This is a genomic window from Carnobacterium maltaromaticum DSM 20342, from assembly GCF_000744945.1.
Taxonomy (GTDB): domain Bacteria; phylum Bacillota; class Bacilli; order Lactobacillales; family Carnobacteriaceae; genus Carnobacterium; species Carnobacterium maltaromaticum.
This window is the reverse complement of record NZ_JQMX01000001.1, coordinates 2,863,362-2,876,571: the sequence shown is the minus strand read 5'-3', so window position 1 is coordinate 2,876,571 and position 13,210 is coordinate 2,863,362. Positions and strand designations below refer to the sequence as shown.

General features: G+C 34.5%; 8 protein-coding genes. 5 read left to right on the top strand and 3 right to left on the bottom strand.

Annotated features, from left to right (window positions below):
• The first annotated feature begins 402 nt into the window (after positions 1–402).
• Positions 403–609 (top strand): hypothetical protein, encoded by a 207-nt coding sequence (locus tag BR77_RS13435; protein ID WP_015077499.1) that lies wholly within the window; start codon positions 403–405, stop codon positions 607–609.
• A gap of 105 nt (positions 610–714) precedes the next feature.
• On the opposite strand, the gene BR77_RS13430 is transcribed toward BR77_RS13435, so the two are convergent.
• On the bottom strand, positions 715–1,131 hold the full coding sequence (locus BR77_RS13430) for a hypothetical protein (protein ID WP_016356634.1): 417 nt from the start codon (positions 1,129–1,131) through the stop codon (positions 715–717).
• An 80-nt stretch (positions 1,132–1,211) separates the two neighbouring features.
• Entirely contained in the window at positions 1,212–2,279 is a 1,068-nt protein-coding gene (locus BR77_RS13425) for a hypothetical protein (RefSeq protein WP_016356635.1), read from the bottom strand.
• Between the two features lie 321 nt (positions 2,280–2,600).
• On the opposite strand from BR77_RS13425, the gene mscL reads away from it, so the two are divergent.
• From mscL to BR77_RS13405, 4 genes are all read left to right on the top strand, one after another.
• Positions 2,601–2,996 carry a large conductance mechanosensitive channel protein MscL gene (mscL, locus tag BR77_RS13420; RefSeq protein WP_179206388.1) on the top strand — a complete coding sequence of 132 codons (396 nt, stop codon included), beginning with the start codon at positions 2,601–2,603 and terminating at the stop codon, positions 2,994–2,996.
• Between the two features lie 135 nt (positions 2,997–3,131).
• Positions 3,132–5,834 (top strand): YhgE/Pip domain-containing protein, encoded by a 2,703-nt coding sequence (locus BR77_RS13415; protein WP_035065345.1) that lies wholly within the window; start codon positions 3,132–3,134, stop codon positions 5,832–5,834.
• A 178-nt stretch (positions 5,835–6,012) separates the two neighbouring features.
• Entirely contained in the window at positions 6,013–6,777 is a 765-nt protein-coding gene (locus BR77_RS13410) for an isocitrate lyase/PEP mutase family protein (protein WP_257613330.1), read from the top strand.
• A gap of 27 nt (positions 6,778–6,804) precedes the next feature.
• Positions 6,805–7,851, top strand: a complete 1,047-nt coding sequence (locus BR77_RS13405) for a bifunctional transcriptional activator/DNA repair enzyme AdaA (protein ID WP_015077506.1) — start codon at positions 6,805–6,807, stop codon at positions 7,849–7,851.
• 111 nt (positions 7,852–7,962) lie between these two features.
• Here BR77_RS13405 and BR77_RS13400 read toward each other — a convergent pair whose 3' ends face one another.
• Positions 7,963–13,149, bottom strand: coding sequence for a S8 family serine peptidase (locus BR77_RS13400; protein ID WP_016356637.1), 5,187 nt, complete (start codon positions 13,147–13,149; stop codon positions 7,963–7,965).
• Positions 13,150–13,210: the final 61 nt, after the last annotated feature.

Below are 13,210 nucleotides of genomic sequence, written 5' to 3'. Positions count from 1 at the left end.
TAAGTTTTTTTTCACATAAAAAAAACAAAAAACACTTGGTATATATAACTTCCCAAAAAATGTTTCTTTTTTATTCATTTTTCGGTACAGAAAAATAAATAAAAAAGTGATTGATAATTTTTATATTTTATAAAATCGGGGTTTAAATACATTAATAAATCGTTGAAAATAAAGAAAAAATGCGTAAATAACACCAATAATCAAGTGTGTGATTATTTAAACTAAAAAAATTCAAACTAACATGTATCAAAAAATGAAGATATTTTATACATTTTTTGGATTTAATATTTTTAATAATTCGAGTTAAGTATGTTAAGTAAAATATAATTTTTTATAGCGAATTTGTTATTTTAATAAATCAATTTAATTTTAACTATTAAATTATATATGGGAGGTGTATTCATGATAATAGATATTTTATGGAAAAATGTGCATGCTTATTATGTAACTTTTTTGACTACTAACGACATAGAAATAACGAGATTAATTTTATTTCCTGAGAACTACTTAGACAATGATGATATTTGTGAAATTATTAAAAATAACTTTAATACCGTGACACACTTTTTATTAATTGATGATTTAAATGCAGGATTGGTTTTGAAATAACTTATATTAGCTAAAAACAAAAAAAGGACTGATGGAATCATTTGATGATTCATCAGTCCTTTAAATTATAGAGATTATTTTTCGTACTGCTACTAGTTTTATGCATTAAGTTGTTTTTTCAAACTTATGATGACAGTTAGGACAGGTAATAACTATCTTCCCACGATTTTTAGGTACCCTTGTAGTTTTATGGCATTCTGGACATTTTACATAACGATATTCTTTTCGTTCCTTTATTTTTTTCATTTGTAAATGATAGAAGCGTTGCACTGGGCGAATAAAGTCCAAGTAGCGCTGATTTTCTTTATAACGACGTGAAATTTTTTTAGAAAAGATACGATAATAGCTAACGGCCAGTATTAGCAATGCAATTGTTGTTAAAAATCGTTGTGGGAAAATGATTGATAAAAAAATTAACCCAACACTGATAAGTAGCAAACCTCGATTTAGCTGGTCCATAACACCATAACGTCCTACTAAAAATTTCCTCATATTTCGATCTAGTTTTTCTTTCCAATTCACTTTAAATTAGCCCTCTTTCTTGTCCAATAGCTAGAAAAGGCTAAGACATACGTCTCAACCTTTTCTTTGATCAAACTAAACTATTTTTTATATGGTGCATAAGCTCCCGTAATTGGATCCATTTTTGTTAATCCTTTAGTTGAAGGAGTGTATTGGAACATGCCAACCATATTTGAAATTTCTGTTCCATCAACTGTGTGTGCATGACGAATTTCAACTTGGAATAAATCAGCACTTTCTTTTGTTATATAATACTGATTGTCTTGGCTGCTAAGACCGGTCAATTGTTCCACCGCAGTTAAAACATTATTTTTTTCTGTATCTAGGGAAACTTCTGGTTGACTAGAATCTGTTGAGCTACTTTCAGCATTAGCTGAGCTATCCGTTGCAGTCGTTCCACTTGATTGTGTTGCATTCTTAGTAGCCAACCAAGCAGCAATTTCTTCATCTGTAGCTGTTTTAATATCTTTTCCTGTTGCAGCAGTGAATTCTTTACCTGCTAATTCAGAATTACGTTCTGTTTTATATTTAGAATCAGGTACAATGGCTTGCTCTTCCTTAACTTTTGCAGCTTGAGCTTGATTGATTTTAGTTTTTAATTCTGTTGCTTGTTGTTTTAAGTCTGCAAATAGGTTGTTGCTTAAGTCTTTTGCTAACAACTCTTCAATTGTTCCAGCCGCATCATCTAACTTTCCAGCATCAAATTGTTTTTGACTACTGTCATAAAGTGCTTGATACTCTTTTTGTTGTGTTTCAAATTTGTTGATTTTAGTTTCTAGCTCTTTACCGACTTTAACTAAGTCTTTAGAACCATTTTTTTCTGTAACGACTTTTTCAACGGCTACTTTCGCTTCTTCTAATTTACCATTCGTATATTTATTCTCTGCAGCAATGTAGTCTTTCGTTTGATTTAAAAAGGTTGTTGCAACAGCATCTTTTTCTTTAAAACCCAAAGCTTCATTGAAAGCCTCTTCTGCGCCTGCATAATCTTTTTCAGCAATTGATTGCTTACCCTCGCGCATCGCTGTATCATATTCATTACCTTTAGAGGAAGATGCACCATTGCTTTCATTTCCACAGGCACTGATAACAAAAATACTCATAACTAACAAGAACATTAGACTGAATCTACTTTTTTTAGTTTTCATTTTCCATTCTCCTCTCACTGGATAGGTTTCTTTCACCTTTACATTTCTATTATAACGGAAATAGGTATAAAACCAAATTGATTTGATACATTTTAACATAAATTTTCTTTTTCGTTCGCTATCTCGTTCTTTTATATTCTAATTAATCCCCTTTAATTAAAGTCGTTCACTACAGCCCGGACAAATAACTATTTTTCAATTAGAATTCACTATATATATTTTAATAAATAGGTCTTATTTCTTTAATTCCATTCCATTTTTAGCTATACTTAAAACGTATCTGAAATTATTATAAGGAGGTTATTTTATATGTTTAAAAATATGTTAGCTGAGTTCAAAGAATTTGCATTACGTGGCAGTGTATTAGATTTAGCTGTTGGGGTTGTTATTGGTGGAGCCTTTAGTGCTATTGTTACGTCATTAGTTACAAATATCATCACGCCAATTATTGTCGCTCTTACTGGTGGTAGCAATATTAGTGATTTATCCATTAAAATTTTAAATGCAAAACTTATGTATGGAGCTTTCTTGCAATCTATTATTGATTTCTTAATTATTGCTTTTTCTATTTTCATGTTTATCAAAGTCATTAACACATTTGTTGCTAAAATGAAAAAACCTGTTGAAGAAGTTGAAGAAGAAGTTGAAATTAATGCAACCGAGGAATACTTAAAAGAAATTCGCGACTTACTTGCACAACAAAACAAAGAAATATAGTTTTACAAAAAGGCTAAGATTTTTTTATCCTAGCCTTTTTTATTTTAATACACTTATTAATCTTGTTCTACATAACAAATTTAAAGTGTTTATCTAGCCTCAATTTATTTTACACAAAAAGGAGACTTATACACTATGCGACATTTCAAAAATGTTTTTGAACTCTATCGACTCGACTGGCGAAGAATCTTTAAAAACCCTTTTGCAACAGCGTTAATTATTGCTTTACTGATTATCCCTTCTCTTTATGCTTGGTTTAATATTGCTGCTTTGTGGGATCCATATAGCAACACAAGTGAATTGAAAATAGCTGTCTACAGTGCTGATCAAACAGCTGATTTTGAAGATACTAGTATTAATATCGGGGATAAATTGATTGATTCCTTACATGATAATCATAGCTTAGGTTGGGTCTTTGTTAAATCCAAAGCAGAGCTTGATAAAGGCGTTAAAGACGGAACCTATTATGCCGGAATTTATGTTCCTAAAAGTTTTTCAAGCGATTTATTGAGCTTTGTTAAAGGCGATTTAAAAAAACCAAAAATTGAATACAGCGTCAATGAAAAAATCAATGCGATTGCACCTAAAATTACGGACAAAGGCGCTACAACCTTACAAGAAACTATTTCGAAAGAGTTTGTAGCTACGGTCAGTCAAACTGTTGTCAGTGCATTTAATACAATCGGAGTTGATTTAGAAACAAATTTACCTTCTATCAGAAAAGTTTCAAGTTTAGTGCTAGATTTAGAGAAAAATCTGCCACAAATCGACACCTATACACAAGAAATTCTTGATTTACAAACAAAAATGCCTGATATTAAGGCTAAATTAACGAAAGCAAATGAATTTGTTGAGTATTTACCACAAGTGAACCAGATGACAGCTAAGATTAGTGAGGTCAATAGTTTGATGCCTCAACTTGATCAAACTGGTTCATTGATTCTTGATTTGCAAAAAAATATTCCTCAAATTCAAAATGCTGGACGCCAAATTGCTCAAATCGATCAGGATTTTGATGGAATTGCTGCAACTTTGAATCAAGGCATCGATGAAGCTAATCAAGCTTTGACAGTTATTCAGGAAGTACAAACTATTATGCCTGACGTTATTGAACTAGGACAAGACGCTTCCCAAACTGTCGAATCGACTAAAGAAGTTATTGCAAAAATCCAATCTGCTTTAGAGCCCGTCAAACAAGCGATTGACACTGGTTTAACTATTTTAAAATCCGTTGCTTCGTCCATTGGAAAACTGGCGGATAATTTAAGTTCAACAGTCGTAACGGAAGATAATAAGGCAGCAATTATCGCAAGTTTAACTTCTTTGAGCACACATTTAGACACAGCCAATACGATGTTAAGTGGCTTAATTGATAACTTAGAAAAATTGCAGGAAGCTAGTGGGAGCAATGAATTGACAACTACTATCAATCAATTAAAAGACTTGCAAACACGAAATAACGAGCTTAACCAAAAAGTGACAGCCTTGCTTAATGAACTTCCAAATTTATCCGTAGATGAAATTCAAACGCGTTTAAATGAAATTAGCGCCACTGCAAAAGGCTTTGTAAATGACCTGAATGCAATTGATAATGCTGCAATTAGTCAAGGTATCCAAAACGTATTAACTAAATTAAACGAGGCTTTAAGTCACGCTGATACGATTTTGAATTCAGCAAACACAACCATTCTCCCTAACGTGGAAAGTCTTTTAGCTAGTACCACGGGAACAATTAAAAATGCTGTTACCTATTTAGAAAAGTATCAAAAAGAACTGCCTGCATTAAAAAATGAAATCCATACAGCTAATACGTTATTGAATGGCAACATGGATTTAATCGTTGGTGGCATTAACAAAGCGGCTGACTTTTATCAAAATGATTTTCCCACACTGAAACAAAAATTAGCCGCGGCAGATGACTTTGTTAAAAATGACTTACCAGGTATTGAAGATGATATTACCAAAACTTTAGCAATGGTTAATGAAAAAATGCCTGATGTTGAGAATGCATTGAATTCAGCTAGTAGTCTAATTAAAAATGATTGGCCCATGATTCGTTCTGGTATCGAAAAGGCTGGCAACTTCATTCGTGATCAACAAGAGAATATTGATTTAAACGAATTGATTAAACTATTAAAAGCTGATGCACAATCAGAAAGTGATTTTCTTTCTAATCCAGTCACCATGAAACAAAAAGCTTGGTATCCTGTGCCAAACTATGGCTCTGCAAGTGCACCTTTCTACACAGCCTTGTGTCTTTGGGTTGGTGGTTTGCTATTTTCTAATATTGCGAGTACAGACTTCGTTCTTTCCGATAAAGATAAGAAACGCTTCTCTAAACGTGAACAATACTCAGCACGGATGCTCAGTTTCTTATCCGTCGGCTTTTTCCAAGCATTAATTGTGTCATTAGGAAATCTTTATCTGCTTCATACCTATGCTTTTGAAAAAACTTGGTTTGTAGCAATGACCATTTTTGTTGGTTTAGTCTTCATGTCAATTTTGTATATTTTAGCAGCCGTCTTTGGCAATCTTGGAAAAGGCATAGGGATTATCTTACTTGTGCTTTCGATTTCAGCTGGTGGAGGGAATTTTCCAATTCAACTTTCTGGTAAATTTTTCCAATTTATCAATCCTTTATTGCCTTTCACTTATGCTGTTAATTTATTACGTGAACCTGTCGGCGGTATTTATTGGCCGAATGCTTGGTTTTATGCGCTTGTTCTATTGCTTTTCGGTCTAGTCTTTGGTATTTTTGGAATTATTTTCCAACCTTATATTTCAGTCTACATCAAAAAACTACAAGCAAAAATCAATGAAAGTCATTTTTTCCATTAATGTTTTCAATTTAACTATAAAATAAATAGCAGTGTATCCATCTCAACTGAGTAACTCATTCAGGTATTGAGAGATACACTGCTATTTTTATTAAAATCTTACTAAAAATGGTCGTGTTAATTTTTCTGGTATTTTACTTTAGCTATTGACGTATAGTGAAGGTAATCGAACCAAGGAGATGATTACTATTCTAAAAACTAAGTATGACCAATTTAAACAGCTACACAATGAGAAAGAGGCTTTAATTTTGTATAACTGTTGGGATGTCGCAACTGCACTGGCGCTAGAAGAAAGTCGTGCTTTAGCAATTGCCACCAGTAGCTATGCTTTAGCACAATCTTGGGGATTTCCTGATGGCCAAAAGATGACTTTTACTGAATTTTATTGGTTTATCTCACGAATTGCTTCTCACGTAACAAAGCCCTTTACCGTAGATATAGAGGCTGGCTATGCTGTCGAGTTAAAACAATTAGAAGCAAATATGATGCAACTGTTTACCTTAGATATTGTTGGTGTCAATTTTGAGGACCAAGATTTAAGTACTGAAGTTCCTCAATTATGGACGATAGCTAAACAAAGTGCTAGAATTCAAACTATTAAGGATGCCGCAAAAAAACAAAACAAAACTATTTTTTTGAATGCTCGGACTGATATCTTTTTTCAGAATCGTGTAGTCAATCAAGAATTAATGATTGAGGACCTTAATCGGACGACAGCTTATGCTAATGCTGGAGCAGATTGTATTTTTATCCCTGGATTGGTGGATAAAAAGTGGTTAGCTTATTTTATCCACCATTCCCCACTTCCTGTAAATGTTATGATCCTTCCAGGATTGCCTTCATCGTCTGAACTACAAAATATGGGAGCTAAACGAATTAGTTATGGACCGGCTAGCTATTTTTCAACAATGAACTATTTCCAACAAAACGCTAGAAAATCCTGAAATAAATACGATTGGAGTTGAAAGCAAATGATTACGGACCAAAAAGAAATTGATACTTACTATGAAATGTTAGTCGAAAAAAATTCAAATTATGAAGGTATTTTCTTTGTTGGGGTAAAAACGACAGGGATTTTGTGTCGTCCTACTTGTCCTGCAAAAAAACCACTGAAAGAAAATTGTGAATTTTTCGAAACTGCTAAAGAAGCACTTTTAGCTTCTTATCGACCTTGTAAAAGGTGTCATCCCCTCACACATCCCTCTAATCTTTCGGATGATGTCAAATTACTTGTAACAGCTATTGAAAAGGATCCTACAAAAAAATGGACAGATAAGGATTTTGATAACTTAGCCATTAGCGCAAATACTGCACGCCGACAATTTAAAAAAGAATTTGGCATGACGTTTATTGAATACGCTCGTTCAAGAAGAATGGGTTTAGCTTTTAAACATATTCGTAATGGTGAATCGTTAATTGATACACAATTAGCTAGTGGCTTTGAATCTAGTAATGGGTTTCGTGATGCTTTTTCTAAAACTATGGGAGATGTACCCCAACGATCCAAAAAAATTCAGGTACTTTCTAGCGCATGGATTGAAACAAAATTAGGCTCTATGTTGGCTATTTCAGATGAGCACCATTTATTCTTACTGGAATTTGTTGACAGAGTGGGACTAGAAACTGAAGTAAAAAAATTAAGGGTTCGTCTCAATGCTGCAATTCTGCCTGGGAAAACAGCGATTTTAGAAATGATTGAAAAGGAGTTAACACTTTACTTTGATGGTGAGTTAACTGATTTTAAAACGCCTATTCGCTATCTAGGCTCACCATTTCAAACGGAAGTCTGGGATGCGTTACAAAGAATTCCCGCTGGCACAACAACCACCTATAAAAAAATCGCTGAAAATCTAAATAATCCACTGGCTTATCGGGCAGTAGCCCGAGCCAATGGCGCTAATCAACTTTCCATTATTGTCCCTTGTCATAGAGTTATAAATACAAATGGAGCTTTAGGAGGATACGGTGGAGGTACCGCACGTAAAGAATGGTTATTAAAACATGAAACGAACGAGTAGTATATTATCTGACTTCAAATAGCCCATGAAACGACTATCATCAAAATAGTCTTCATGGGCTTCTTTAGTTTATTTATACTCTCCAACTAGAATCAATCTTAGATAGTTATTCTATAAGTTAGAGGATTTTTTTTTATTTTTTAGCAACAGATAGATACTATAAAAACTTATCCACAGTCCCAAAATAGAATAACTTTGCTTAACATCAATTCCGGTTTTAGGTAATTGGTCTTTATCATTTAATTCGTTCGCCATAGTTGGTTGAACTAGATTAGTAGCAGACTCTTTTACCTTAGTGGACTCTATGATTGAATTTACTTCTTCTTGCCCCGGTTTTAAGATTGGAATCGTTGGGTTAGTCGTTTCCGTTTCTGGTTTCTCTTTTTCTTCTACAATTTCTTCGAAAAGCACTGTTTCTTTGATAATCTCACTTTGATTGCCGGCATCATCATAGCTTTGAGCATAAATATCTGCCGATTTTTCTAGTTTGAAAGGTGCTTGATACTCACTATATGTGAGTCCATTATCCAAGCTATAGCGCAAATGAGTAAAAGTCTGTTCTCGCTCAGTCAACTCTTTTTGGTAACCTAAACTAATTTGAACGGCTTCTGTGAGCTTTTCACGTGGGCTAACGTCAATTTTAGGTTGTGAAGCAATTACTTGTTGACTATTTTTCACTTCATAAATGGTTGGCTCTGAGTAGTTTCCATATTTATCCAGCGTTTTAAAAGAAACTTTCTGGTTTGAAGTAACCGCAACTTGATCTGTATATAGCTGATACTCTTCACCAGATAGACAGTAATAAATCAACGTTTCAGCTTCCGAGGTTGCCGTTAGATTCACGGCTTTATTTGTTAAACTTGTTGTATCGGCTGTCACAATCGGTGCTAATGGTGACGTTTGACGATAAAAAATCGAAATTGCTTTTTTAGTCAGATTATTAAGTGTATCAAGTAATCCTATTTGAACACTATTTTCACCTTCTGTGACATTCACTGGATACTCAAATGGTGCTGCCAAACGATTTGCAAAGAATTTTTCATCAAAAATAAAATAATTCGCATCAGTCAGGACATTTTCATTATTAATATACAAACGATAACCTGAAAAATTATCTGAAATCAACCCCTTTAAAAGGAATGGATTTTGATTTGTATAAATTTGATAATTGCCCTGACTGTCTGTTTGTAAGTTTTCAACATCTAAAGCTGGCAACACCGTATCAAGCAATAACGTATACCCTTCGTCTACCAAAGGTTTTTCAGCATTGATTGCTGAATCTTGTAGGTAGAAAGCGACTGTATTTTTCCCTTGTTTTAACGGAACTGGATAAGAAAACGTTAATTCAATGGGATCATAGGCAACGTCTTTCCCATCAATTGTAAATTGTTCAACGGGTTCTTTTAAGCGACCCTTAATCGTATATTCTTTTGAAATCTCATCGTAATTAGGATTTCCAACGCCAACTTGCGTGAAGCCAACCACATTCAGATTGCTTAAAGCTAAGATAGTTGGTTGATTGTACCCAGTTGTACGCAGACTAATTATTTTAATCGTCTTGTTTCCAAATTCATCTAAAGCAGTGACCATAAGGCTATTTTGTCCATTTACTAGCGAAATTTCAGTTGAAAATTGACCGTCTGCTTGAATGGCATCTGTGCTATTTATCTTGACTCCATTTGACTGATTACTCACTTCTAAGATCTTCGTCGAACTTCCTGTTTTCCCCGTAACTAGGTAATGATTTTCATCAATAACCACAGATTCAGTTGGGCTATCAATCGTTAATTCTGGGGGCGTTACTTTCGCTCTAATAGCGACTCTTTTTATTATCGTTTGCTGATTTGCTTCCTGACTAAAAATCAATTCGGTCGAATTTTCAGTCAGTGGAACCTCCATGTCAAAATAACCTGCTTGATTGTCAATTAAAGAACCATTGACATAGATACTCTTTCCAGCTGGATAATAGCCTTTCACAGTATAACTTTTTTTCTCAGTTGAATAGCTATTGCTAGCTGTAGTAATCAAGGCATTGTCTGATAAGTTAAATAAAACGAACTCTTCTTTTGTACCAAATGAAATGAACTCATTAAAATGACCGATATTGCCTGCATAATCGGAAACGACCACTTCAACTTGATTTTTGCCGTTGGCTGCCTGTTGTGTATTTTTTAAAGGAACAGTTAGTTCTTCATTTTCTGTTGCACTTAAATCATAGGTTTCAATTTGACCATTAACTGCAATAGCGACCGAACGCAAATCAGCTCCACTTAATTGATCTTCGATTTTAAGGCTTAGGCTATCTGGTGTAACAAACTTAGCCTGACTGATAACAGGATTTTTTGTATCAACTTTAATTGGCAAGAATGTTTCTTGTGTGCCGGCTTTTTCTGACATACCTTGAACGGTAATTTTCATTTGATAGTGACCGTCTGGTACAACATCATTCCCACCGGTTTTTGGATTATAGATCATTCCATTCCAAGTGGCTGCAGTAACTGTATGAGATGAGAAGGCACTACTAACTGAATTAAAGTAATCTTTAATCACGTTATGGTCTTCATTTAAACGTCGAATCACTTTTTTATTTGAATCAACGATTTCATAGATTGCTGTTTTGGCGTGTCTTAAAAAATAAAGGGTTGGTTTGGCTTCATCTTTGCGTCCGTCTTTGTTTGGTGAAATAGCGACTAAATTGGGATTAATTGTCCCTTTTTCCAAACCTAAAAAGGTGTTACTTTTATCTGTAAAAAAGCCTTTGCCTTGAATGGAATTACCTGAGTAAACGGGTGTATCAAGAATAGCGGCTTCACTATAATCTCCATAAAATCCCATGTAAGGTATGACGAGGTCTGGCTGAGTTTCACTGGCTAATCCAATGTATCCTTCAACGAATTGATTTTTGGAAAATGTATCTGGCAATTCTAAGGTAAGTTGAATTGTTTTGGTTTCCCCGGCTTTTAACTTGATTTCGGATGACGCTATTTTGATGTCAGCTCCATCAATTTTCTTTTCATATACTTCTGCTGTAGCAGTTCGATCTTCGGTATAAACGCCACCGAAATCATGAAAGTTATAACTTGCGTCTTGCTTTCCTGCATTTTTCAACTGCAAGCTTATTTTGGTGCTTTGATTGATTTGTTTCAAAGCTATGCTGGCTTTACCTGTTTTAGCATCTGTTAGATAGACTTTATTTTTAATAGCTTGATCTGCTTGTAAGAGTCCAGCTCCCTGTCTTCTAGGGGAAATAATCACGTCTGAATGTTTTTGGTCCATGACTGGTATTGCCGTATTTAAAAGGGAGGCCTTAGCAAATTCAATCAAATTCAAACCTGTTAAAGGACTCTGTTCCGCCTTTAACGCTTGATAGATTAAAGCTTCTGTTCCCGCTACAAAGGGTGCTGCCATTGATGTACCACTATTTGTTTGGTAACTATTTTGATTCGCAGTTGAATAAATTTGTCCTCCTGGAGCGGTTATTTCTGGTTTGAATTCTAAACTAGGTGTCGGTCCCCATGAAGAAAAATCGGATATTTTGCCAGCTTTAGGATTTTCCGTGAGAAACTTATCTGCTTCAAAACTATAATTTATTGCGGGATTTTCCGAGATTAATTCCGCGAATTTATCGCCATCTTCTTTTGTTAATCCCAAAGTTATGAAATTTGGATCAGCAATAGGCATTTCTAAGGCAGCCAAATTAGGGAGATTATTATAGATAAAAACTGCTGCTGCTCCATATTTTTTAGCTAGCACTTGCTTATCTAAAAAGGGAATCGAACCACGTCTTACTAAAACAATTTTTCCGGCGACATCTTTGTTTTGGTAATCTACTTCTGTCCCTGTTCCTAGGTCAATCATCGGATGTGGTGTGCTTAAACCAGTGATATTAGCTGTTACTCCTTTAAAATAAGGGATTTTCCCTTCTGATGAAGCAGGTGTTTCCATTAGATAAGGAACCTTCGCGCCGGCTTCATTTACTGTATAAATTGCCAAGCGTCCACTAATTTGGACGGATGATTCCAATGAAGCAACGGTTAGTCCTTCATCTGTTACGCCTGGTGAGCCTAATGTTCCAGTATCGATCGTTCCAAATTTATTTTGTGGGGCTACATTTGTATCATTACTTGTACTTAAACCACTATTTCCTGCTGCAATCACAGATAGGACGCCAACTTCTGCTGCTTCACGAATTGAAATTTGAACAGGATCATTACTGTCACGGTTTCCTGCAACTGAGCCCAAACTCATATTTAAGATATCAGCTCCTAATTTTACAGAATCCTCGATGGCTGCAATTACATCGTCATTTAAGGCGACTGCCCCACTAGAATTTGAAAAAACTTTCATTGCTAGTAACTGTGCTTCTGGAGCTACACCTAAAACTGCTGTTGTACTATCAGCTCCAATACCATTGGCTGCAGCAATCCCTGCTACATGCATGCCATGCATATTTGTTGTAGGATTTTCATCAATGATGGTTGTATTATTATCAGCATAATTATACCCATAAGGTATTTTACGAGTAAAAGCTTTACCATGCCCCATTTCAGCTATGTTTATTTGAATTTCTTCAAGGCTAATTTTTTCTTTTGTTGTGTCAGATAAACGTAAATCTTTATGACTGGGATCAATCCCTGTATCAATAATCGAAACAACCATACCTTCACCTTTTAATTGATACTCCTCCCAAACTTGATTAATATTAGCTAACTGATTGGCCTCAACGGAAGTTGGATAGTAGACTGTCGCAACGGTAACATCTGCTACTCCAGGCAGATCACGAATCGTATCAATGTCTTTGTATTTAACATCGATTGAAAAACCATTTAATAAATACCCAAAGCTTCGTTGTGCTTTATTTCCAGTTATTTTCTCAACTTTCGTCTTAATTATTTGCTGATTTTGAATGACATCATCTGTCGCCTGCTCTATTTTTTCAATCGATTTTTTTGTTCCAGTTGGAGGCTGACTAGTATCACTGGCACTCTCGTTAAGTAACTGGATAACTACACGAATTTCCTGCTCATTTTTTTCTGTGTTTGAAAAATCTTCAAATTTCAGTCCTTTGATTTCCAATTGCGCTGCCATGTTCTCATCAAAGGCTTTTTCATTTAAAGCGTTTACACTTTGTTCGTTTGATTCTAGTGCTTTAACAAGTTTCGTGTAATTATCTGAACTTAAATTTTCTGATTCTATTGCGGAACTAATTATTGGCGAAAATTGTGAGCCAACTCCACCAATTATTGTATAGATTAAAATCCATTTGATTAAATTTTGGAACTTTTTTTTCTTCATCATCTTTATTTTCTCCTCCAATTTTCTCAAAATAATAAAAAAACTATCGTATCAATTCTAATTG

What these genes read in the sequence shown, in the direction of transcription:
- mscL (WP_179206388.1), top strand. Translation starts at nt 2,601, where the DNA reads ATGTTAGCTGAGTTCAAAGAATTTGCATTACGTGGCAGTGTATTAGAT.
- BR77_RS13410 (WP_257613330.1), top strand. Translation starts at nt 6,013, where the DNA reads ATGATTACTATTCTAAAAACTAAGTATGACCAATTTAAACAGCTACAC.
- BR77_RS13400 (WP_016356637.1), bottom strand. Translation starts at nt 13,149, where the DNA reads ATGATGAAGAAAAAAAAGTTCCAAAATTTAATCAAATGGATTTTAATC.
- BR77_RS13425 (WP_016356635.1), bottom strand. Translation starts at nt 2,279, where the DNA reads ATGAAAACTAAAAAAAGTAGATTCAGTCTAATGTTCTTGTTAGTTATG.
- BR77_RS13415 (WP_035065345.1), top strand. Translation starts at nt 3,132, where the DNA reads ATGCGACATTTCAAAAATGTTTTTGAACTCTATCGACTCGACTGGCGA.
- BR77_RS13405 (WP_015077506.1), top strand. Translation starts at nt 6,805, where the DNA reads ATGATTACGGACCAAAAAGAAATTGATACTTACTATGAAATGTTAGTC.
- BR77_RS13435 (WP_015077499.1), top strand. Translation starts at nt 403, where the DNA reads ATGATAATAGATATTTTATGGAAAAATGTGCATGCTTATTATGTAACT.